The organism is Chryseobacterium sp. 14P4.3.2, from assembly GCF_057799275.1.
Map to the genome: position 1 here is coordinate 72914 of NZ_JBYOKO010000001.1, position 25218 is coordinate 98131.

16 protein-coding genes are annotated in these 25218 nt (G+C 38.0%); 3 read left to right on the forward strand and 13 right to left on the reverse strand.

Annotated features, from left to right (window positions below; all coding sequences use genetic code 11):
* Positions 1-9: 9 nt before the first annotated feature.
* The 7 genes from AC27VX_RS00315 to AC27VX_RS00345 all read right to left on the reverse strand — a co-directional run bounded on the left by AC27VX_RS00315 (position 10) and on the right by AC27VX_RS00345 (position 11201).
* The gene (locus AC27VX_RS00315) at positions 10-378 is read right to left on the reverse strand and encodes a hypothetical protein (RefSeq protein WP_488693305.1); all 369 of its coding nucleotides are present in this window, start codon (positions 376-378) and stop codon (positions 10-12) included.
* Positions 379-591: 213 nt separating this feature from the next.
* The gene (locus AC27VX_RS00320) at positions 592-1992 is read right to left on the reverse strand and encodes an RCC1 domain-containing protein (protein WP_488693307.1); all 1401 of its coding nucleotides are present in this window, start codon (positions 1990-1992) and stop codon (positions 592-594) included.
* A gap of 291 nt (positions 1993-2283) precedes the next feature.
* Positions 2284-7086 (reverse strand): DNA repair ATPase, encoded by a 4803-nt coding sequence (locus tag AC27VX_RS00325; protein ID WP_488693309.1) that lies wholly within the window; start codon positions 7084-7086, stop codon positions 2284-2286.
* A 200-nt stretch (positions 7087-7286) separates the two neighbouring features.
* On the reverse strand, positions 7287-9308 hold the full coding sequence (locus tag AC27VX_RS00330; protein ID WP_236856619.1) for a flotillin family protein: 2022 nt from the start codon (positions 9306-9308) through the stop codon (positions 7287-7289).
* A gap of 116 nt (positions 9309-9424) precedes the next feature.
* Positions 9425-10081 carry a hypothetical protein gene (locus tag AC27VX_RS00335; RefSeq protein WP_236856620.1) on the reverse strand — a complete coding sequence of 219 codons (657 nt, stop codon included), beginning with the start codon at positions 10079-10081 and terminating at the stop codon, positions 9425-9427.
* A 3-nt stretch (positions 10082-10084) separates the two neighbouring features.
* Positions 10085-10786 (reverse strand): PspA/IM30 family protein, encoded by a 702-nt coding sequence (locus AC27VX_RS00340; protein WP_236856621.1) that lies wholly within the window; start codon positions 10784-10786, stop codon positions 10085-10087.
* A gap of 19 nt (positions 10787-10805) precedes the next feature.
* Positions 10806-11201, reverse strand: coding sequence for a type III secretion system chaperone family protein (locus AC27VX_RS00345; RefSeq protein ID WP_236856622.1), 396 nt, complete (start codon positions 11199-11201; stop codon positions 10806-10808).
* 122 nt (positions 11202-11323) lie between these two features.
* Here AC27VX_RS00345 and AC27VX_RS00350 point away from each other — a divergent pair, with 122 nt between their 5' ends.
* Entirely contained in the window at positions 11324-11953 is a 630-nt protein-coding gene (locus tag AC27VX_RS00350; RefSeq protein WP_488693312.1) for a helix-turn-helix domain-containing protein, read from the forward strand.
* Positions 11954-12169: 216 nt separating this feature from the next.
* Here the strand turns inward: AC27VX_RS00350 and AC27VX_RS00355 are convergent, their stop codons facing one another.
* A complete protein-coding gene (locus AC27VX_RS00355; RefSeq protein WP_236856624.1) occupies positions 12170-13339 on the reverse strand; it encodes a PepSY-associated TM helix domain-containing protein in 1170 nt (389 codons plus the stop codon).
* Positions 13340-15724 (reverse strand): TonB-dependent receptor, encoded by a 2385-nt coding sequence (locus tag AC27VX_RS00360; RefSeq protein ID WP_236856625.1) that lies wholly within the window; start codon positions 15722-15724, stop codon positions 13340-13342.
* Positions 15725-15822: 98 nt separating this feature from the next.
* On the opposite strand from AC27VX_RS00360, the gene AC27VX_RS00365 reads away from it, so the two are divergent.
* Complete coding sequence (locus tag AC27VX_RS00365; RefSeq protein ID WP_488693315.1) at positions 15823-16818, forward strand: helix-turn-helix transcriptional regulator; 996 nt, start codon at positions 15823-15825, stop codon at positions 16816-16818.
* A gap of 146 nt (positions 16819-16964) precedes the next feature.
* Complete coding sequence (locus AC27VX_RS00370) at positions 16965-17711, forward strand: ThiF family adenylyltransferase (RefSeq protein WP_300687765.1); 747 nt, start codon at positions 16965-16967, stop codon at positions 17709-17711.
* Positions 17712-17720: 9 nt separating this feature from the next.
* On the opposite strand, the gene AC27VX_RS00375 is transcribed toward AC27VX_RS00370, so the two are convergent.
* Genes AC27VX_RS00375 through AC27VX_RS00390 form a run of 4 tightly spaced genes read right to left on the reverse strand, consistent with a single transcriptional unit; the run spans position 17721 to position 25218 of the window.
* Positions 17721-18812 carry a DUF7005 family protein gene (locus AC27VX_RS00375; protein WP_488693317.1) on the reverse strand — a complete coding sequence of 364 codons (1092 nt, stop codon included), beginning with the start codon at positions 18810-18812 and terminating at the stop codon, positions 17721-17723.
* A 16-nt stretch (positions 18813-18828) separates the two neighbouring features.
* On the reverse strand, positions 18829-21741 hold the full coding sequence (locus AC27VX_RS00380) for an NHLP bacteriocin export ABC transporter permease/ATPase subunit (RefSeq protein WP_488693319.1): 2913 nt from the start codon (positions 21739-21741) through the stop codon (positions 18829-18831).
* A 6-nt stretch (positions 21742-21747) separates the two neighbouring features.
* A complete protein-coding gene (locus tag AC27VX_RS00385) occupies positions 21748-23940 on the reverse strand; it encodes an NHLP family bacteriocin export ABC transporter peptidase/permease/ATPase subunit (RefSeq protein WP_236856630.1) in 2193 nt (730 codons plus the stop codon).
* Between the two features lie 15 nt (positions 23941-23955).
* On the reverse strand, positions 23956-25218 hold the full coding sequence (locus tag AC27VX_RS00390; protein ID WP_236856631.1) for an NHLP bacteriocin system secretion protein: 1263 nt from the start codon (positions 25216-25218) through the stop codon (positions 23956-23958).

Consider the following 25218-nt stretch of genomic DNA (forward strand, 5'->3'; position numbering starts at 1 on the left):
ATCCCTGTTTTATTCAAGGTTCAGCCAGCTTACCATTCTGCTGATACTGCTTTTCAACTGTTCCGGATTTCGGAAATTCGGGCTATTATTCTTTTTAAAACAAACTTCGGTATGGGCAAAAAAAATTTCCATCTCTGTATCCGTCATTTCCATTTTGTTATAAATCTTAAAAGTGATCAAACCTTTCCCATTCATGACAAGACTCGCAAATGCAATGGTCTTATTTTCCTTTTTAGCCAAGAGAAAAGGAAGTCCGAAATTCTGATTTATTTTCTTCCCATCGTGAGTTTGCAGGAAAATATTTTTCAGCATCAATATGTCTGAAATATAGGCTTCAGAATATTGAAGAATCTCCTGATGTTGTGCAACTGTTTCCATATTATTTCTTCTTTAGCTAAACAAAATTATGAAGTATCCTCATTAAGACACAGATACAGAAGTATACAATATTATGGTTACAGAAATTATTTGATCGGCTGGAAACAACTCGTCTTTCATTAAAATAGAAAACAGGCTGCTCCCTAGTATGAAGCAGCCTGTTTGAAGTGTTTTAAAATATTGATATTATTTACATTAAATAAAAAAAGAACATTATTTTTTAAGAAACTTTGAATTATAAATCTGTTTTTCTTTAGACTCTAATTTGATCAGGTAAGTTCCGGTAGTAAGACTTGAAATATTGACAGACTTTGCATACACACTTTGTGATAGCACCAGTTTTCCACTCATATCGTAAATAGTAACTTTTTCAATTGAAATATTTTGTGCCCATGAAATTTGATCAAAAGCAGGGTTTGGATATAAAATAATATCAGATAACTCATATGCCGATTCTGAAGTAGAAGCTCTGGGACACTGAAAAATAAGGAGGGGCTGTGCCGATGAAGTAGCTGCTCCGTTATTCCAAATGTATCCATACCCGCCCCATGCCCAAACAGAACCATCTGATTTCTGAGCAATTGAAACACAATGCCCCGCATATACTTTTTCCCAATCAAAATCATTACCCACTTGTACCGGAGAAAGAGAACTGGTTGGGACTATTACGTTGATAGTGCTGTCCCAGCATCCTTCTCCCCATTGCCATAAGGTTCCGTCACTTTTAACACCAACAGAATAGGTCTGTCCGGTTGCGATCTCCTTCCAGGTATCTGTGCCTATCTGTACAGGGGTTTGCACAAGCACACTTGTACCACTTCCTACTCCACCCGCTATATTGTCACCCCATCCCCATAAAGTATTATTAGTTTTTAAAGCAAGGGTAAAATCACCTAAAGAAGAGGTCACCACTTTTTTCCAGTTTGTATCTGTTCCCACCTGAGACAAGTTTGTAACACACACATTTTCAGCATATTGAATACCTAGACTATTAAGTACGTTTCTACCTCTTGCCCACAAAGTCCCATTACTTTTGATCGCAAAAGTTCTGCTCCCTCCTGCGGTTATATCTATCCAATTGTTGTCTGTACTGATCTGGACGGGCTGAGAAAAGTACTGATTAGGATATGGATTGGGAGAGGTTATACTGAGCTCACAGGCAGAATTATTTCCCCATCCCCAAAGCGTTCCATTATTTTTTAGCGCAATAGTATGGGCGAGGCCTGCTACCATTTTTTTCCAGTCTGTATCAGAACCAATCTGTACAGGGGTATAAATATCTGTAATTGTTCCATTTCCTACCTGCCCCCTCGTATTTCTACCCCACCCATATATCTTCCCATTATCAGTTAATCCTAATGTATGGCTTAATGAATGATAAATAGAACCAAAATTTGGTGTTACAGGACGTAGATACGGAGAACTTTGCAGCTGCGTGCTTCCTGTACCTACCTGTCCATAATCATTAACACCCCAGGTATAAACTTCTCCGTTAGTAGTGAAAATTGAAATTGTACTGTTAGTGATAGAAATATCTTTTACACAATAGTTAGCTTGTGAATATGCAGGCTGTAAGGCACCCAGCAACAGCAAGAAAAAATAAATTTTCCTCATGATTATATGATTTTACATGGTTATATTAATCAAATATATGAAAAACGGTTGTTTAAATTAACAATTAATAAATATTTGTATTATTTTATTTATAATTTTTTAATTTTTAGTGTAAAGTATTCCAATAAATTTATTTTATACAATTTGTTTATTATCAAATAAGGGGGAGCCTGTTTCCACATCCCTTATATCAGCCGATCCCATGGATATAAGACATGATTTGAAATAGAAAACAGGCTGCCTCTAGTATGAAGCAGCCTGTTTGAAAGTATTTATATGATATTAAAAGTATTATTCTACTCTTTTTAAAGCTTCTTTAATACCTTCCAGCCCATCACCGAACTGTGCAAGTAAAGCTACAATCTGAGACATTCTGTCATTTTCTCCTAAACCTTTTAAGGTTTTATTTTTCAGAAATGCTTTTTTGATTTCATTCCAGCGTTCTGTTTCTTCTTCGGAAAGTGTACCAAAGAGCTCTTTAAGCTTCAGCATATTTGCCTCGGCTCCCGTTGTAAGGGTTTGAGACTCATTCTGGTAATGGTTTAATACAATCTGTATTACCTCATCTTTTTTCAGAATAGGCTGAATCTGTGTGATAAGTTTATTCATATTACGGTAAGACCCCTGCAGCTTGAATGATGGTTCATTTCTATAATCATCGGACATCGCTGCGGAAGAAATATATTCTTTATTCACCTTCAAAACCATATCTCTTACTTTAATGGTATTTTTCAATACTGCTCTGAAGTCTGATATTTCGTTTGAACTGAAATTCCCCTTCAGATGATCTGCCGGATTATCTGTTACAACACACTCATAGAGTTCATATAGATTTTCCATTCCCGGGTGGGTCAGTCTGGTCAGATACTCATTAGACATCAGGGCATTCTCGATAAGACTCAGGTCAAAAAGGTCGGTTTTTGATCCTGATATCTCTCCCAGATTATAAGTATCTGAACGGTTAGCCAGCATATCCGGTATTTTAAACTTTTCTCCGTTTTCTGTGTAAGGATTTCCAGCCATCACCAGACAGAATCTTTTGGAACGTAAATCATAGGTTTTACTTTCTCCATTGTAAATTCCCTCTATTTTTCTCTGCCCATCGGCAAGAGATATGAATTTCTGGAGGAATTCCGGGTTACAATGCTGAATATCATCCAGGTACAGCATTACATTGTCGCCCATTTCCAGTGCGAGGTTCAATTTTTCAAGTTCCTGTTTCGCCCCTGCATTTTTAGCTTCTGAAGGATCTGTGGAAACAATATCATACCCTAGTGAAGGGCCGTTGATTTTCATGAAAACCAGCCCCATGCGTTCTGCCATATACTCCATCAAGGTAGTTTTTCCATATCCCGGAGGAGATACCAGAAGAAGCATTCCCATCCTGTCTGTTCTTTTATCTGAACCCGCTGTTCCCAGCTGTTTTGAAAGATTAGCCCCTATTAAAGGAAAGTAAACATCGTTGATCAGTTTGTTTCGGACAAACGAACTTAATATCTGCGGCTTGAAAGTATCCAGCTTCAATGCTTTTTTCTTTTCGTCTACCCAGCTGTATTTCAATTCCTGAAGACGTTTATATTTTGGAACTATAACGGTATTAAAATGACTCAGCCTTGATACAAATTCGAAATAGTTAAGATGGTATTCTGTGTCCTTTTCAAGTGATTTCAATTCTTTTAGTATCACTTCATAAGAGGTTCGTTTGATATTTTTGGGATCAAACTTCTGGGTAATAATGAATCCTGCAGTTTCCTGTATGACATTCCTTTCAGCTTCAGCGTCAAATGCCTGTAATGCACTTTCAGCAATATAATAGCACGCAGAAGGAAATTGATACATAGCCTGCAACTGGGTAATAAATTCAAGATCTTTACCTTTTTCTTTCAGCTCTTTCAAAAATAAACCATATAAAGTGGCCGCTTTTTCTGAAATCAGGAAGTTTTCTTTGTCCTCCTGTTTCAGATATAGAGCAGCATTGATACAATCTACTTCGGTAAAAAAAGCATGTGCCGACACAAAAGCCTTCATATCGTTTGCCAATTCCCTGCTTAAATATTCAAATCCTTCTTTCGAAGCAAACGATTGGGAAATAATAGCAGCAGCTTCAAACTGTCTGTTATAATATTCTTTTCTTTCATTCTCCATAAAGAACCAGAAAAGCTGTCCCAATGACCTTTCTTGTGCTGTAAACCTCATCAGTCCAAGCTCATTGTACATTTGCTGAAGCTTTGTTACAATAGTCTGTGCATCCTGATCATGAATTCCCTTTACAAGTCCTTCTCCAAAATGCTTTGCGGTAAATTCCTGTACAGCCTTTTCGTTCTGCTGTTCTGTAGCATTTTCTTTATGAGATGAAAACACATTCCAGGCGAGGTATTCAAACCTTTTCACCTTTATGTTTTCTGAAACAAACTCCTGATTCCAGACTTCTTTGAACTCGTCTGCTGTATTGAAGTTCAAAGGTTCATAGAAGCTTGTTCCTGTAAGATGATAGTAATACTGTGCATTTCTCAGCACAAGGGTAAGATCCAGCTTCTGCTGATTGACAGCAAATTTATAATCTCCTAAAGCAATGATGTTTTCCCCATCAATATAGATCTCTTTTTTATCTTTTAGTTTTCTTACGGCTTCCTGCTGGGAGGTTTTAAGAAGGGTCTGAATTTCTTCAGATTTGGCAGAATCTTCAAGTTCTGCAAGCTGTCTTGAAAAGTCTCTTACTTTTTCTACCATCAGATCTGATGCAAAATAGCCATTGATCTCATTTTCAGAGTCAAAAGATTCTGCTTTGGTCTGTATGGATTTCAGGATTCTCTGTGCAGCATCAAAAAGAGTCTGGGTTCTTTTGTTTCTTGATTCTGTAAGCTGTACTCTCTTATTCTGAAAATGCCCGTAAACCTCTTCTCTTTTATTCCCAATCTGTTGGATAAATTCTTCGAAATCGATAAATTTTGTTTCCATTTCTTCCAACTGAATGGAAAGTTTGGTGAGGTATTCATCACACTTCTCAGGGGTCTGGGAAAGTTCCAGGAAATTGATAACAGACTGATCGAATAAGGTGATCTGTGCCTGAAAATCTGAGGCGAGTTCTTTTCCGGAGATCTCTCTTTTCCTTTTGCCAAGCTCAAGTCTTTCCTGATTAAGCCTCGCAAAGATCAGGGAAATGTTTTCAATGATCTGGGTAGACTGGGAAGTATCCTCTATTTTAAGATTATTAACAATATCTACTAACAGCTCCAGCTGCCCGGACAATATATTAATATTCTCCTCAATGATTTTCGCATCAACTGCTTTTTGCAAAGCAATGATCTCTTCTGATATTTTCTTTGCTCTTTCTTCATAAGGAAGCAGTGCCTGATCCTGCAAAAGAAAATCTACACAGGCATTCGAAAGTTCTGTATAGCGCTCTGCAAGGGATTTTTCCAGTGTATCCAGCAATACAGCATCAGCATATTTAAGCTCTCTGCCTCCTGTAACTTCTCCTCTTAAAGCTCTGATCTGCGAAAGGGCATCAATATATTCTGTAAGCTGAGAATAATGAAGCCTTTTAGTATCATCCAGAATTTTCTCACAGGCATGCTTGATTTTTTCTAAGGCTTCTTCTGTATTTCTTCTCTGTTCAGTAACCTTTTCATATTCATTGATCGCAGAATGGGCAATCCCTCTTATCTCCTTCAATGGCTGATCCAGCTTCTCAACTTCTTCTTCGCCCAGGAAGTAATAAGTATCGAGAATAAAGGTGGCAAGCTTTACAATATCACTATACAGCCCGCTGTAGGAATCTTTTTTACTCAACAGCGTTATAAGCTCCTGGCTTTCAGCCATCACCCTTACAATATCTTTGTTCCCTATTTTATAAAGTAAGCTGTCTGTTTTTTCAGCATTGGGCAGCAATTCTTTGGAAAAAGGGGTCTGCCAGATCTGTGCAAGGTGATTTTTCGTCGTTTCAATACTCTCACGAAGGTAGATCAGTTTACCATTATCCAAAAAGGTAAACCCACTGCACCGAATCGGTGTTTCTATGGTCTGAGTAATGATATTATAAGAAATCAGCTGATAATTATTCGTTTTATCATCATAGAAAACGTATAAAAAATTCTCGCCATTCGGCTCTATAACTGTTTTTAAGTAGTAGAGTCTGTTCTGATCCTGAGAAATAACTTTCAAGCCACCCGTCTGCAGAGCATATCCGTTGGAGAATAATACTCCCTGGCTTTCCGGCAGCAGCAATCCTGAATATTTCAGTGCATCCGCTCTGGAAACAGTCTTTTCTTTATGGTTATAAATGAAGTAGCGTTCTGTTTCCTGATAAGGTTTTATTTTAAACAAGACCAGATTATCCAGATCGCAGAAGTAGATTTCCGCATCATCCAGGTTCTGATCTTTATGAATAACATCTTCGGAATAAATTCCTTTTCCTGTATCGGTATTATCTTCTACTTTAATGGTTATATCTCCACCTATACTTTCTACAAAGACTTTATCTGCCAGAGAAATATGGGGATGTTTTCCTGAGCGCTGCATATCTCTTGTAGCTCTTGTCCATACGAAGGCATGCTGCTGGGGATATGAGGTTTCTGAAGCGCTTCTGGAATCTACATAGATGAGCTGATTTTCTTTAATGAGCCATTTGAATGCCTTGATATCGGTGGTACTTTCTGAAAGCTGAAAAACCATATACAGATAGTTTTCTGTAAAGGTAAATCTGGCAAAGAAGGTGTTTCTGTAATATTTGTAGAGGTTTTTAAATTCATCAATGAAAACCTCATCATTAATCAATGCATAGTCCTGAGGTTCAAACCTGTTGTTATTGATTTTATATATTGAAAAAACATCCGAGATATTAATTTCAGTCTGAAGGCCAAGGTGAGCATTAGAACCCAATATAAGTTGATTACCCAGAGAATAAATATCCTTGGCAATACAGCTGTGGTCTGTGGAAATTCTTTCGTTGGCAATAAGAGAGAAGTCTACGCCTCCAAATATATTTTTACGGCTTTCATTAAGCTGCTGAAGTCTTTGGATAAGGTCATTCTTCTGCTCATTCAGACGATTTTGAATAATCTCGTAAGTTCCTGAATTAAGTTGTTCTGACATCGTTTTTATTTAAGTTGTCATTATCTGCCGTATGACAGCAGATCTTTGTGTAAAACCTGAGTGAGTCCGATGGTTTTTTGTTATTGTGATGTAAACCTTACAGATTTTTAGGATCTATAAGGTTTCTCATATTATTGATAATAAATCTGCTGCTTATTAATTATAAAATAAGTCCTGATCCTCATCAAAGTATTGTCCCGTTAAACGTGATTGTTATTCACCGGTTTGTTCTCCACTCCCAGGTGTCTGGCCATATCCATAGCTTTTTCCAGAATTCCTTTTTCCTGCTGACTGGCTACTCCGTTCAATTTAAATATCAGAGATGCGATGCTCATATTTTTGATATCTTCTGAAGAGATTTTGTATTTATCTACCATTCCCATCACTTTTCCAATGATGTTTTCACCATTGCCCAGAAGGTTTTCTTTTACAAGCTGTGCATTTTCGCTGTGGCCGATAAATTTGTCTAATCCTTTTCCTGCAGAAACCTGACGTATTACATTATCAAAGAAGGTATTGTCACCTCCTACGATATCAATTTTTGCAGTTTTGAAGGCTTCAGCCAATACCATAGACTGGGCTTCTGCGATATCTTTCTGGATAGCGATCTGCGCAAGTTCCACATCTTTTTCTTTTGCCAGCTGAAGACGGAATTCTTCGTGGTCTTTTCCGGCTTCGTTCAGTTTCTTCATTGCTTCGGCTTTTTCAGTGATTCCGGCTGCTTCTGCCAATGCTTTTTCTTTGATTACTTCTGCCTGGGCAATCCCTTCTTTTTTATTGGCATCAGCTTTTTTCTCAATCACACTTGCTTCTGCAATACCCTGTCTTTCTGCAGCATCTGCTTTAGCATGCATTACCTGCGCTTCAGACAATCCTACAGTAGCTTCTTCTTTCGCCTTAGCATCTGCTATAATCTTACGTGCTTCAGCTTCTTTTTCAGCAGCATCTCTTTTTGCCTGTGCTTCAATCACATATTTCTGTGCATCTTTTTCAGCGGCCAATCTTCTTGACTCTGCGGCTCTTGTTTCTTCAATCAGTTTTTTCTCTGCTTCCTGAGTGGCTATGGTAATTTCTACCTGCTTGTTTCTATCTGCTGTTTTGAAAGCTTCAAGATCTTTGATTCCCTGCTGCTCTTCTACCACTGTTTTTTCCATCGTCAGGCGCTCACGGATCGCATCCTGAATACTTTTCTTCTCCAGCTCTATTGCCTTTTCTTTTTCAATCTGTGCCAGAGAGACAATTCTTTCTCTTTCTGTAGCTTCAAGAGCTTTGTCTTTTAATACTCTTTCCGTTTCTACAAGATCAGCACGTTCTTTATTTTTAGCGGCAATGACTACCTGACGGAGTTTATTTTCTTCTGCAATCTGTAGCTTTTCTTCTGTAGCAATACGAACAGTCTCATATCTCAGACGCTCTTCTTCTTCTACTTTTAAAATTTCGGCATTCTCACGTGCTTTAATATTGGCAACTTCTCTTTTTTGAGATTCCTGTTTTTCTGCTAACTGTTTTTCAAGCTCCAGAATGGCTTCACGGGCTTCTACGTTCTGCTTCGTAATCGTTTTTTCTTCATCACGACGAACCTGATTGGCTTTAATATTCTGTGTTGCAGTAAGTTCGGTTATTTTCTTAATCCCCTCAGAATCAAGAATATTATCTTTATCCAGCTTATCAATAGAGGTCTGCTCAAGGTAATCTATTGCACAGTCATCCAGCACATATCCGTTCAGGTCCGTCCCTATGATATCAAGGATTTCCTGGCGAAATTCGCTTCTTGCTTCATACAGTTCTGTGAAATCAAATTTCTTTCCTACCGTTTTAAGAGCTTCAGAAAATTTCGCTTCAAAAAGTTCTCTTAAAGTTTGGGCATCAGAAGCTCTCTGGCATCCGATTGTCTGGGCAACATTGATGATATCGTCCACCGATTTGTTGACACGGATAAAGAAGGCTACCTGAATATCAGCCCTCATATTGTCTTTACAGATCAGCCCTGCTCTTCCTTCTCTTGATATTTCCAGTTTTTTCACCGAAATATCCATAGATTCCATACGGTGAATGATGGGAATTACAATTCCGGCATTAAAGAATACTTTTGTACCCCCATATCCTGTTCTTAAGATAACAATTCCCTGAACGGTCTTTTTATACATCGATAAGATCCAGAAAATCAATCCGATTGATGCTACTGCTATAATTATAATTCCTGCAATTAATGGTAAGTTCATAGTTTTATAAGTTTATTGATATATGAATGTGTTTTTTTATTTTAAAAATATTGGAAAAAAATTTCCAAAATATAGTTCAGCATGATTAAAAATAAAGAAAGCATGGTTAAAAGTTTTTAATATCTCATCGACTGCTGAACGTAGTAAATTCTCTTTTCGGGTTCTTCATCTACGATCATTACACGGGTTCCGTGTTCCAGTTTTGTTCCGTCTTTACTTCTCACCATCAGCGTCATAGGATCGCTTCCGATAAAGACTTCCATCATTCCTATTTTATCATCCTGGATACTTGATTTCAATCGCCCTTCTCTTCCCAGAAAAGCATATGACAACTCTCCTTTATGATTAATCTCTTTAAAAAATGGATTTAGGGGTTTCAAAACCATTTTCGTAATCAGCATTCCGGCAATCATCATTGGAAACAGAGCCAATAACCCTGCCCATGTAGGAAGCGGAATGAAATAATTCAGATAAAATGAGGCCAGCCATGTCACCAGTAACGACAACGTAAGGAAGTAAGTTACCGGAACAATGTCAAGATTAAGAAACTTCAGGAAGTGCATCCATGCAGCAGGATCATGTTCCGGAGCATGAAAATGCCCTTCCGGAGTGTGAACATCTGCACCGCCATCCAGATCAGAATGAATACCCACATCAATATCCAATCCTGTAAGTATGGTAAATAACCAATAGATCACCGAGAGTCCAAGAAGAACACTCAATATGGTGTTCACCGGAGAAAATGCTACATTCAAAAATTCCTGAAAGGTCATATATTAGCCTTTTTTAAGTGTTTCTTTTAATCTGTTTAAAGCTTCTTCAGCTGCGGAGTCGTTGTTGTTTACAATGGCATCTATCTCTTCATCAATACTCTTTCCTGATTTTGAAAGATCAGAATAGGCTTCCGCTAAGGCTTCCTGTTGTACAACTCTGTCTTTTAGTTTCTCAAGCATGCTCACTGCGCTTCCGGTATCCATCTGGGTCATTTGCTGATTGATATCTTTCGTTGCTTCGCTCACCTGAACTCTTGCCTTAAGGGTTTTCAGCTCATTTTCCCATTTGGTAATGCCTGATTTCAGTTGATTAATGTTTCCCTGCATCTTTTCACATTCGCCATGAAGTTTTTCGTGTTCTTTTCGCAGTTCAGAGGTTCTTTCCTGTGAAGCCGTCTGCCTTTTCAGCGCTTCTTTGGCAAGGCGGTCTGCTTCCTGAGATTCTACCTCACCTTTTTCTGCTTTCTGAATGATTACAATGGCCTTATTGTAATAGTCATCAGCGGTTTGCTCTTCTGTTTCGGCTTCATTCTTTTTACGAATGGCCAATGCTTTAAGCTGAGCAAGGGCTTCAATGCTTTTTGAAAGCTGTTCTTTCATTTCACGGATTCCCTGTTCTGTTAAATTGATGGGGTCCTCAAAGTTGTCTATCACAGAATGGACCTCTGCTTTTCCGATTGTTAATAATCTTTTAAAAATGTTCATTTTAAATATCTTTTGTGAATTACTTACTCATTTCAAGCATTTCATTGGTAAACTCTCCTACCAGAATTCCCAGTGAATTGATGGATGCCATCACCTCATTCTGTGCCATATTATCGGTTGGAAGGGTATCTCTGAAAATAACCCGCCTTCCGGTAATATCCAAAACAAATGCTCCGTGTACAATATCTCTGTTTTTCTGAAGCAGTCTGAGGAATGTTTTTTCGGATGGATTTTTTATTTCGAAAAGAAACTGCTCCATGATTAGAATGGAATCTGATATGATAAGGATCATATTTTTTATCCCGTTGGATTCTTTTTCAATAATTAAGATTCTCTGAGCTTCGTCTTCCAACGTGATGTTAAATTCATAATCTAAGAGCCACTCTTTGACCGTTCTAAATAGTTGATTTTTCATGATGGCTGGTTTTTGTGTTCAATTTTCTTCTACACAAATATAGCATAAAATTCTCAAATTGCAAATATTATTAGCAATAATTTGTTTCAGATTCTCTATATTTGCAAAAACGATTAGACAAGATGAGCTTCTTTGGAACTAATATTAAGAAAATAAGACAGGTTAAAGGGCTGAGCCAAAAGGCATTTGCTGACTTGTTTGATCTCAACAGAGGTGTAATAAGCTCTTATGAAGAAGGGCGTGCCGAACCAAAAATCGAAACTATATTAAAGGTAGCTAATCATTTCAACCTTAATCTTGATAAGTTACTGACTGAAACGCTTCAGGTAAACCAGTTAGTAAGTGTTTCTGATATTGATCAGCTTATGCTGTTCCCGGAATTAGCCATTCAAAACAGCAAGGCAACTCAAGATAAATTAGAAAAAGATACTCCAGGCGCGGCAATTGTGCAAAAAATATTAGCATCCGTGGATATGGTGTATGAATTTACTCCGGAAGCAAAACTTTTGCCTCAGTATCAATATGGAGATATTTTGTTCCTGAACAAAACAGATCTGAAAAAAGACCCTGTCAATAATGTTTTGGTCTATATTCAAGGGCAATTGCAATATGCTTCTGAGCTTCAGAATCTGACAGCTAATGAAAAGGATCTTTATAAAATTGTAGGATATGTTTCTACGGCCGAAAAGAATATTTTTGCAGATATTTTTGAGCGTCTGAAATATCTGGAGAGCAAAATCAAAAAAGACTAGATTTTTTGATCATTATAAATGAATAAAGACCTCTCAGTTATCGATAACTGAGAGGTCTTTTATAGTTGTTATCTGTTTTCACAACCTGTCTGTTCTGACTACGCTAACAAAACATAATCCATTGAAATAAAAACACTTAACTAAATTAACAATTCTATATAAGGAACAGAAAAGGAACCGTTCACAAAAGCTTTAAATCAGGAACTTAAAATAAGGTCAGGTTCCTTTCTTCTTTTTCTTAAACCACCATACCATAAAACCGGTAATGGGAAGAGAAGCCCCTATAATGGTGATGAAAAAGTATAAAATTCTTCCCCAAATTCCCCCAAGCGCTGATCCTACATGAAGGTCATAATTAAGTTTCTGAACCTTTGTAGCAAAATCTGCCTTTTCAAATGGAGCGGCATATGCGGAATTATTAATAAGCCTCACCCCCGTATTTCTGTCATAACTGAAACTCTGCAGATCGTAAAACTTACGGTGTGAAGGATATAAGTAAATACCTATTGTTTCTGCAGAATCTTTAGGAACAGAAAGGTAATATCCTTTTGCTTCTACTCTTCCTATGGCATCTTCCCAGGCCAGCAATATGGATTCCGGTAATTTTTCCGGTTGATAGGAAGTGATATTTTTTAATTCTTTACGTTCTTTATCTGCCGTTTTGCCCAGAGAAGTTGTAAAATAAAGAAACTTATTAAACCAGGGTAACCCATAATACATTCCTGTCATAGAGACTACCAAAAGAATGATGAGGGTATAAAATCCAAAAACATTATGAAGGTCGTAGTTCAGTCTTTTGATCTTGGCGTCCCATTTTACAGAGAAGCTCTGCTTTCGCATTGCTTTTGTCCATTTCTTTGGCCACCATAAGACTAATCCGCTCAGCAAGGTGATAAAAAATATAAAGGTGGAATAATTGATCACCGGCCTGCCAATTTCGGAAGGCAGCCACAAGAAGCGATGCCCCCTTAAAGTCCATTCAAAGAAATCAAATTCTTCTTTAAAGCTTGGTTTGCGGATCACCTCGGCGGTATAAGGATCCAAATGAAGGACATAGCCGGGATTTCTTTTGCCAAACCCTACCATAGCTGCTTTTCCTGTAGGACGCCATATAAACGAGATCTCCTGATCAGGGTAAAGTTTTTTAGCAGTGAGGTAAAGTTCAGCAGGATTAGCCATTGGTTTTCCCGGAGCAGCTTCAATTTTCAAGTCAGGATTGAGCCAGTCTTTGATCTCATCCCGAAAGGACCATGTAACTCCTGTAATACAAATGATAACAATAATAATTCCGGAAAACAGCCCCAGCCATAAATGCAGCCAGGCCGATATTCTGTAGAACAAACTACGGTTATTTTTCTTTTTGGGTTTGGATTTTCCGGTACTCATTTAAAAATTATATGAAAGATTCAGTCTGAAGTTAATCGGATTGGTAGCACGCCATCCGTAGTGGGTATATCCCCATGCTCCAGGATAAAATCCAACATAATTATAACGGTCTGTAAGGTTGTTCACGAGGAATGAAATCTGATAACTGTCTCTTTTATAAGAAACTCCCAAATCCAGGGTAAAGTAATCATCCGGCAGATAAGGGTGATCTGTCACTACCGGCCATGCTGCTCTTTTGGCCTGATATTCATAACCGAAAGAGAAGCCAAGCCCCTCCAGATCTCCTTTAGCAATTGTATATTTGATCCACGCGTTGGTAATATGCTTTGCTGTTCCATAAAGCATCCCTCCTATTTTTTTAGGGTCATTATCTTCTGTCACTTTAGCATCTGTATAAGCATAATTAAGCAGGATACTCCAATTTTTGCTGATATTCCCATTCAGGTCAAATTCAATTCCTTTAGAGACGCTTTTTCCGGATTGTTCAAAAAGCCCCGGATTGTCAACTCCGGCAGAGGTAAGCATATTGGTTTTAGTAAGATGATAGAAGGTAAGATTGGTCATCAGCTGTCCGTTGAACCAGGTTTTCTTTACTCCAACTTCTGTATTCTTCCCAAAAGAAGGATCTGCCGTACTTCCATTAAGAAGTTTTCCTGTTTGTTCCTGAAAGCTTTCATCGTACAATCCATATAGAGTAAATGTTGGGGTTATCAGCCCTGTAATGCTTACTCTTGGTGTAACCGCTGTATTTTTAACTTCTGCTCCTTTGTCAGCAGCACTGGTTTTTGAAGTAGAAGTATAGCGGAATCCTGCGGCGACTCTTAGTTTATCTTCCAGAAAACGGGCTTCATCCTGCAAATGAAATGAAGTATAAGAATAATCTGTAATATAATTGGCCCCTCGCTCACGAAGTGATTGAGAACGGTCATACACAGGAAGATCAGATTTTTTCAGATTACCGTAAACCGGATTATAAATATTAAATACAGGTCCTACATTCTGTGGAAGCGCAGACCAGTCAGCTACATAGAATTTTTTGCCCATATCTATCCCCGCAAGGATATTATGGTTGATATTTCCTGTTGAAAATTTTCCACGGGTAAATACCTGACCTATGGTGGAGGTGTTCAAAGCATCATTAACGCTGATCCCACGGTCTACATCACCTTTTTTCCTTCCTGTTACAGGATTATCAGCCAGAGCAATAGTGTTGTATTTTGCATATAGTGATTCTCCCTGCATCTGGGAACGAACATACCCAAACTGACCCGTGATCAGCCAGTTATCATTAAAGTTATGATTAATCGTTCCGTAGATATTATGCTCCCATGAACGGGTAGGGTCCATAATGGGATCTGAGAATGAAAATGATCTTTTCAATTCTTTGAAACCCTCTATTCCATATACATATTTGGAGAACCCTCCCTGAAAATTATTCTGGGATAATATATATTCCAGCGTCACATTGGTATTTTCTGAGGCAATGTATTTAAAGGACGGATTGATCACATATTGTTCGTGCTCCACATATTGCTGGAATGACCCCTTCTTGGTTCCCATAACGTTAAGTCTTCCCCAGAATTTACCATCTTTACTCAGTTTTTTTTCGATATCTGCTGCGGCACGGAAAAGACTGTTGCTGCCCAATGTGAGCTGAACGTTTCCTTTTTCTCTTCCTACCGGTTTCTTGGTAACAATGTTATAGAACCCTCCCGGCTGGGTATTTCCCATCATAAAACCTGCAGGACCTTTTACAAATTCTACACGGTCTACGAAGGCCATATCTTCACGAAGCGGCCCGAAGCTTCCGCTCACATCCATTCCGTTCCGAAGATTGGAAGCCGAAAAACCTCTAACTGCTATCCCTACACTTCCTTCTTCCTGATGGGTAATGGTACGGACTCCGCTTACATTACGGCTAAGTCCTTCTGCTGTTGTCAGAATCTGCTGATCATTCAGTAGACGCTGATCAATCACCTGAATATTTTGAGGTGTAACGAGCAGGTTTTCTCCCAATCTTAAAGTAGAAGAAGGTATGGTTTTTCTATTTGCAATAACATTTACCCCAACAATCTGATAAGTATCTGTAGTTTGTGTAAAATCATGGCTAATATTTTCATTTTCTTTCAGGGTAAAAGAATAGGTTTTCGCCACATCCGGATCATCTACCTGAAGAATATAATTTCCAGCAGGCATATTATTGAATTTGTAGATCCCGTTCTCATCAGTATAGGTTTCTGCTTCTCCGTTATTCAGAATGACTTTCACAGACGCTACGGGCTGCTTTTGTGAATTAAAAACTTTCCCGGTAATCTGTGTTGTACTTTGTGCCCACATGGCAGCTGGAAATAATAATGCTGAGAAAAGAAGCCTGTTCTTCTTCATAAATTGTTATTTAGAATTAGTTTAATTAAATTTACGGTGGCAAAATTAAGTGTTGTTATCAGGAAACACTTTTGAGCTTGGGATTAATACTTTAGAATTTGGGAGAGATCGTACCGGACCATGCAATAGCGAGGCAAATTTTAGACTTCTTTGGTGAAGATCACAGAAATGGAGTGCCTGAAATCTTCACTAATGATGTAGGAACATTCGAAACTCTTACATTATATAAGGGAGATGAGTTTCTGGTAAAAGAGTATAAATCTACGTATGATGAAGACTATACAATGAAATTCTGTACTGATGAGTCAAAATATATAGAACTCGCATTTTTTCTTGACGGCTCAGAGGTTATCAGAGATTCTGTAAATGGACGAATTGGAGAATATAAGCTGTTTCACCATTATATTTACTTTACCCAGGGGAATTCTGATGTTGAAATTTATTTTCAAAAAGAAATCTGTTATAAAAACCTGGATATCTATGTGGCCAAGGATTATTTTCATCAGTTAGCAGAGAATAGTGATGCATTAAAAGATTTTATCAGGAAAATAGACCGGGAGAAATCTGCCAGCCTTTTCCCTGAAGGACTTCCAATAACTCCACAGATGATGAGCATCTTGCTGGAGATAAAAAAATGTACTTTGGAGGGCTTTTACCGGGATTATTATATCAAAAGCAGGATATTAAACCTATTACTACTCATTTTCGAATTTGCAAAAAGTGAAGAAGAGGCGACCTCACCGAAAAGCAAAACGTCTATAAGTACTACGGAGATCCACAAACTGATGGAAGTAAAAGAGTTTGTAGAAGGAAATCTGAAATCATTTTATACAATAGAACAGCTTTCTTTGAAATTTGGGATTAATGAGTTTAAATTAAAAACCGGATTTAAGGAATTGTTCGGAGAGGGTGTTTTCCATTATGCTTCCAAACTCAGAATGAAAGAAGCTCTCTATTTACTGAAAAATGCTGACTTTTCGATCAAAGAAATTGCCTATCATCTTGGTTATGCTTCTCCATCTTCCTTTAGTGTCGCTTTTAAAAACGAAATGGGAGTAGGCCCTAGTTATTATCGTAAGAAAAATTTATTGTAAGAATTCCTTTTTTTAGTTCCTGAGGAAAACTTCAAGTGTTAAAAGCAGTTACTTTTCTTTTATTTTGCTATTCCATCATAAAAACTAAACTTTTGTGTAGTCCCAATTATGGAGCATCCTTCTATTTTTGTAATAAATTAAAAATAATGGAAGAGCAATATTCCCGAAACAGGCTGTATGTAAAAGAAGAAGAACAGAATATTATTAAAAATTTTTCTATTTTACTAGCCGGATGCGGTATTGGCAGTAATATTGCAGAATGCGCCTTACGTTTTGGCTTTGAGAACATTACACTGATAGATGGGGATACTATTGAACAGTCTAATCTTAACAGGCAAAATTATACGTATCAGGATATCTCTTCTTATAAAGCAGAAACTTTATACCACCGGCTGAAAAGCATTAATCCAAATGCCAATATAAAGTACCACAGCGAATTCATCAATCAGGATAATGTGTCGGGGATTATTGGAGAGCATGACATTGCTATCAATGCTCTGGACTTCTCCACAGATATTCCGATTATTTTCGACAAAATATGCCAGGAAAGGAATATTCCTGTTCTACACCCTTATAATCTGGGCTGGGGCGCACTGGTTATGGTAATCTCTGAAAGCATGGGATTAGAATCTTTAAAGAAAGATGAGGAAGTTTTTAATGAGGTGAGTGTTGTACAATATGTATCCAGCCACATGAGATACTGGGGGCATCCTCAGAAATGGCTGGAAGATATCGTTGATGAGTATCTCAACGAAAATAAACGGCTTCCGCCACCTCAGCTGGCTATTGCTTCTTCTCTGGGTGCTGCAAGCTGTGTAAAGATAGCGTTCAATATTGCTACCAATAAGCCTATAAGAAAGTTCCCGGAATTTTATTTAACAACTATTGATTAAAATAGTTTATCAGCTTTTTAAAACCTTTTCATTATACTTCGTCACCAGCATATAGCCTCCCTCTTGGGAGGCTATATCAATAAGATCTGTTTCGCAAAGGGATTCTATTCTCGCAATTTGATCTTTATCTGATTTTATAGGGCCCAATTCATCATCGAAGCGGGCAATGGTTTCAATGGCATTTTTAATAGTGTCTGTCAGCTTTTGGAAATCATCTTCATGTATCTGTATATTTTTAAGGTAATTCTCTAATCTTGCTCCTTCTCTATAGTGAGGATAGTTTTCCAGGCCCATGAATGCAAGCATCCATTCTTTGTTGTATCTTCCAAAAGCTTTGCATATTCCGATATAATCGGCTATAATCTCATCATGTAGATTATTGGAAGCTGACCCGTATCTTTTTAAGGTATACAGATGTGTACATTCATGTTCCAGTCTTATGGTGTAGGAACAGGCCGTCCATTTCTCCTGCAAAAGGCCTAATTGATCTGCGGGAACATTGCTGTAGGGTTTTGTACTTAATACGATGATTTTATCTTTGTACATTTCCGGATTGGGCAGAATATTTTCAGAGAATTCACTGTTCCAGTTTCCCAGAGGGTTATTTACGATCCACTTTTCTTTTAAATTATGAATTCTGGCCCAATTATTTATTCCACTGGCCAGAAAAGCCCCCATAGACTGGGGTATTGGCGCTGGGTTATTTTTATGGAGAAAACTCTGTACGAGGGTGGTAAAATCGTCATTGTCATTTATTGAAACTACAGGGATTGTTCCTGCAATACTATTATGTATTTTGATTTTTAAGCCAGCCGCATCGTTCAGTTCCAATTTTTCTTCCAGAGTTCTGTATGAATCTTTTCCTTTCAAAACAGCATTGATATAGTCTCCTGTCTTATGTATGTCTGTTTGTATGGGAAAGCATAATTGAGGATAAAAGTTTTTTAGAATCTGAAATGCGCTAAAGTTTCCAGTTTCCAGGTAGTTTTCCCAAAACTTTACACAAGAATTTTCTTCAGAGGATATGGTACTGATATCTTCTGAAGAAAATTTATTTTGAAAATACGTTTCAAGTTCATTGTCCTGTTTCAATGCGTCCATCTTTTTCATATTAGCACTAAGCAATCTGTCTTTTTGCCAATTGAGAGAAAAGACCATCCAGCTCCATCAGCTCTTCATAAGTGCCTGTTTCTACGATGGTTCCTTTATCCATCACATAGATACGGTCTGCATTTTTAATGGTGCTTAATCTGTGAGCAATGATAATACGGGTTGCCTGCAGTTTATCCAAACTTTCTGAAACGATATTCTGGGTTCTGTTATCTAATGCACTGGTTGCCTCATCCATAAACAGTAATCTTGGTTTATGAACAATGGCACGGGCGATCATCAGACGCTGTCTCTGCCCTCCTGAAAATGTTCCTGCGCCTTCACTTACTACCGTGTGCATTTCCATAGGCATTTGTTTAATATCGTCTTCCATACCTGCCATTCTGGCGGCATCCCAGGCATCATCTAACGTCAATTCTGAATTTCCTACAATATTCTGGTAAATACTTCCTGACATCAGTGATCCGTTTTGCAATACTACTCCTATCTGCCTTCTTACCAATTCTTTGTTCATAGAGTCAAAAGAGTCGCCATCGAAATAAATAGATCCCAGCTCGGGATATTCAAATCCTAAAAGCAGTCTCATAATGGTAGATTTCCCTGATCCGGAAGCACCTACAAAAGCAACCATTTCGCCGGGCTTAATTTTAAAGGTAACATTATTCAGGACTAAAGGCTGGTCTTCGTTGTATCTGAATGAAACAGAATTCATTTCGATATCTCCTGCGAGTTCTCCCGGATCTACGCTCTGGTCTGCAGATTCTGTTTCTTCTTCTAAAATAGGTTTTACTCTTTCATATAAAGTGATCACATTCAGTGAAGTAATCAAAGCCATGCTTAATCGTAAACTGTCACCCAAAAATTGGTTGAACGCCGTAATGAATGCCATAAATGCTCCTACCGTCAGCATTGTTGTAGCTGTATCGGAATTAAGTACGGTATAATAAAGAAAAGAAAAAAAGAATATACTTGTCAAAAGAGGATAGGAAGCATTAAATGTTTCAACAAAGTTCTGATAGCTTCCTGAGACAAATCCTAATTTTTTTAACTTAGAAAATTTGTCAGCCCAAAGGGTAAAGATTCTTCTTTCTCCTCCTGTTATTCTTATTTTGGAAATCCCCGATAAAAATTCAAACAGAAACCCCTGTATTTCTCCCTGATATTTAGATACTTCTCTATCATACTTCAGCTTAAGCCAGCCAATCGTAATCATAAAAACAACAGCAATAAGTCCTAAACATACTCCAATCCATGCCAATTTAGAGTCATAATAAAAGAGAAGGCCAAGGTTTACAAAAGAAAATGCTCCACTCAGTACTGCCGTCATCAAGGTGCTGGAAACAATCTGACGTATTGTATTTATGCTTAACACCCTGTTTGTAAGGTCTCCTGCACTAAATTTTTTGTAGAAAGTAACTGGCAGTCTCAGCATATGATCCATAACGCCGGCCTGAAGATTGATACTGGACTTGGTTTCTACTCTTAATTGTAATACTCCCTGAGCGAGATGTAATCCCGCTGTGACAAGACCGATCATTACCATAATGGTAAAAACCTCTGTATGAAGTGACTTGTCTGCTGTAGGAATAACGTCATCATACATCATTCCCGACAATATAGGGACCAGCAAACCGATCACACTTCCTGCCAAAGCAGCTAGTATAAGCACTTTTGCGTCTTTCTTTACTCCCTTTATGGCAAAGTTTGCTACTTTTTTTACGGAAGTCATCTTCCCGTCAAATCCTGAGAAAAACATGTAGCCTATAGGTTCCAATGTTTCTGCGATCTCATTATTGATGATTGTTTCTATTCCGGTTGACAGGTCTTTTAATATATAACTGCTGGAGGTCGCCTGTAATAAAGCAACAGGAGTTTTATCTTTTTTGGTGAATGCCAGTAGATGTCCGTTTTCTTCTTTCCACCAGGTTCCTCTCAGAATTATTTTACGAATTCGTATTCTGGAACTTTTTGCGATGGCATAAAGCTGATTGGTAACGCTATTTTCGTAGGATTCTATGTGTTTAGGCTCGTCCATTTTAAAGCCGGACTGCTCTCCTATTAACTGACAGGTTGAAAAAAGAACATTCTTCCTATTGGAGATTTGTGATGCTTTAGCATATGTGTTCTCATTATTGCCTGCTACAATGGATCTTATTTTCTGTAAAGTACTTCTAATACTCTCTTCTTCTATTACCCGCTTTTCCTGGAAATGCTTACTTTCTTCCAGTTTCTGAGTATCTATAATCGCATTGAGCTGAGTGTAAAAATGTTCTTCCAGCTTCGTTAATGAAAGTAAAAAATAGATCTCATCCTGAAGAACCTCTCTTGTACTCAATACTTTTATCTCGGTATCATTACTTAATGATTTTATCCATAGTTTGTTTGATACAGGGGTAAGAAAGCCGGGAAGTTTATCATAGCTGATATTAGTACTTTCCGCATAAATATTGACTTCTCCTTTCAGGATATGCACCCAGTTGATCCCACTGGAAGGGAAAGCAATGCTGTTTTTTTCTAACAGGGTCACTTTATACTCATCCAAAGCTTTATAAACTCTTGGGCTGTTGCCATTGCATACTACAGAAGTGGTTTTGGAAATCCACTGATTCATCATATTCTTCAGAAAGAAATGATCCATCTCAAGGAGTTTGCTTTTATCAATAGGCAATAGTTTTGCATCATTTGAAAACGCAATAAGTCTTGTGTTATTTTCTGTAGCGGTTTCTGTCAGCAAGCTAAATAAGATCTCTCCTTTCTGCACGGTATAAAAGTGCTTTAAGGGAATCAAATAGTTACCGCTTTCGTCTATTTTAGTGTAAAATACATTTACCTCACCGGAAAGTACCATCCAAAACTTGTCAGTATCATTCAGGGTAAAAGGATTTTCAACATTTATATATATCTTTTCTTTTACAGGCATGGCATTTTATTTTGTTTCAATTAATTTGGAGTAGACCCCATTTTGTTTCATCAGTTCATGATGGGTTCCCCTTTCCACTATTTTTCCGTATTCCATTACAATGATTTCATCACAGTCTATAATGGTACTTAGTCTGTGGGCTACAATCAGGCAGGTACAGCCTCTTTTTTTGACATTGTCCATCACCGTCTTTTCAGCAGTAGGGTCTAGTGCGCTGGTTGCCTCATCCATTATTAAGATTGAAGGGTTGGTTGCCAATGCTCTTGCGATCTCCAGACGCTGGCGCTGCCCACCGCTAAAGTTAGACCCTCCTTCCAGAACAGTACTGTCATATGCATCATTCCTAGCGGCAATCACATCATGAATGGCGGCATCTCTTGCAGACTGTATGATACTTTTGTCTGATATGGTAGCATCCCAAAAGGATATATTTTCTTTGATGGTCCCATTGAAAATAAGAACTTCCTGATCAATCACTGCTAATGACTCAGTAATTACATTTCTTGGGATTTCTTCTTTATTTTTTCCGTCGAGCAGGATCTCTCCTTTCCAGGGTTTGTATAAGCCTGAAGCTATTTTAGCGACTGTTGACTTTCCACTTCCCGATCCTCCCACGAGAGCTACTCTGCTCCCTGGCTTCAGTTTTAAGTTGAAATTTTCTATAAGGGCTGGCGTTGTAGTATTGTATCCAAATGTAACATCCCGCATTTCAAAATAGCCTACCAACTTACTATTCATCTCTTCTCTAACTACGGATTCACCTTCCTGATTTTCTTTAAACTGATCATCTACTTCATAGTTTATTACATCATCTATTCTGTTCATATCACTTTCAGTTTCATGCAGCATGGTCCCCACAGAAATCAATTGGTTAACAGGTGATATGAAGTTACTCATCAGATAGGTAAAAGCTACAAGAGCCCCAAGAGTCATTTCTCCATCCATAATTCTTAATGCTCCTACTCCTAAAATCAATGTTGTTGTAAGGGAAGTAACAAGTGGCGGGATTGCGTTCAGCTTAATCGTTAACCAGCCTAACTCCTGCTGAGCATTCATTACTTTTGACAGATATCCTATCCAGTTGGTAAAGAAATCATTTTCTCTTCCGGAAGCTTTCAGGGTTTCTATCATACTAATCCCTGATGTGGTGGTTCCCAGCAATTTACCATTTTCGTTACTTAAGCGTCTGTTACCATCTTTTCTTGCTGTGGAAACGTATCTTAAAACGGCCACATTAATGCCAGCCATAAATATTCCTATTAAGGTCAGAGGAATGTCATAGGAGAACATTAAAATAGCATAAAAAATAACAACAATAATGTTGAGGGCTGCATTGGCAAGATCTCCACTTAAGAGCTTGGCAACTTTATCATTCAGAGAAACCCTATTTCCTATTTCACCACTATACCGTTGGGTAAAAAAGGCAATGGGCAGATGAAATACATGCCAGAGAAATTTACTGGAGGTTGTAAGTGCCAATTTTGTTTCCAATTTCAGAAGATAGTACTGCTGGATATAAACCAAAGCAGAATTAACTATCAGAACGGCTCCCATAATCAGCAATAAAGGCATCACAAAACCTGAATAGCCGTTGATCAAATATTTATCTATAAAGATTTTGATGAATGACGGAATGACCAATCCCGGAATAACCAAAAAAAGGCTGGCCAATATAAGATAGATGATACTCAACTTGGAATTGGATACCCTTGACGCCAAAGAAGACATCAGTCCTCTTTTTTCATTCCCTTTTTCAAAGTTTTCACCAGGCTCGAAAGTAAGTACAACACCTGTATAGGCATCATCAAATTCTTCATGGGTAACCTGATATCTTCCCTGAGCCGGATCACTCAGATATACTTTATTTTTTGTAAAGCCTTCTAAAACCAAAAAGTGATTAAAATTCCAGAAAATAATAGCCGGAGTCTTGACCTGCATTACTTTTTCTATAGATTTGGCATATCCTTTTGCTTCCAGCCCATATTCTTTTGCTGCTTTTATGACATTGGTTGCTTTTAACCCATCTCTGGAAACTCCACAGGCAATTCTCAACTTCTCTAAGGGAACGAATTTACCGAAATAGCCTAAGATAATACTCAATGCCGCGGCTCCGCATTCTACACTCTCCATCTGCAAAACTGTAGGAACTTTTACAGGTCTTGCTTGTTTTTCTATCACAAAGTTTGTTTTGTTACCCATCTTTTACATTCAATTTTAGTACAGATCAAAGAATTTTTTAAATGCTGGAACTACAATGGTAGCAGGCGGTTCCTGATTTATTGTAATCTTACCATTGCAGGAAGTTCCTTCTTTTATGGAAACATTGGGCCCTTTGGCGGAAGTCCATTTATAACCACTATAGGAATTAGGATCTTTTTCAAATTCTACATGAACTTCAAACAGAGGTCCTGAAGCTAATAATCCTTTGGCCAACTGATCATTTTTCACAGAAGTCATCATTCCCTGCTGGGTAATGGGGAAATCTGAGACATAGGTAACTTTTCCTTCAATAAATCCATATTCCTGGGGCTGTACCGTGGAAGGAACCACAAAAGCTTCCATTCCTTTTTTAATTTTTTTACCATCCTGAGAAGGGATATAAAGTACTCCCTTCAGGGTTGCCAATTTTTCTGTACCTATGTTTTTTAATTTGAATAATGGTGTCCCCGCACCTACCACTCCTCCGGCATCAGTCAGTACTTCTACTACTTCACCATCGTAAGGACTTTTTATTTTATTTTGGGTTTCATATCTTTCTGATAAAAACTGGAGGTTTCTTTCGGCTTCGGAAATACGCTGATTTTGAAGGGTTATTTTTTGCTGTAAATCAAATCCGATATTATGCTGCTGGCTTGACGTTTCTGCCATCTGCCCTTTAAGCCTTTCAATCGTATTTTTTGATGCGTCTATCTGCTGTTTGGTTCCAGCGACCTGAGATTTGATGATGAGTCCTTTATTCAATAGATTGTTTTCAGATTCTAATTGATTGTAAAGAAATGCAAGCTTCTTCTTTTCTGCTTCTATTTCTCCCTGAATGCTAACTCTGTTTTGGCTGATCAACTGGCCTTCCAGATGGCTTCCCTGATTTCCATAGGCCATTAATTTTCCCATCTCAAATTTCCTGTCTGACAGAACTGCTTTTGCATCCTCAATCTGCTGATAAAGATCGGGCTGCTGGATGGTCGCGATCACATCTCCCTTTTTCACATGGTCTCCAATGCCAACGTGTAATTTTACAAGCTGCCCCTGGGAGGTGGCAACTACTTCGTGAACTTCTCCACCAAGTACCACACCTATTGCGTTCAGCTTTGTTTTCACTGTACCGAATACTGCCCAGCAAATCCCCGTTCCCAATGCGATGAAGACGGTAACAAGGGCAATCCAGGCTTTTGGACCTGTAACTTTTATTAACTGATCTAATTTTTCGGGAGTAGATAGTTTTTCTAATGCTGACTTTCTAAAAAAACCTGCTGACAT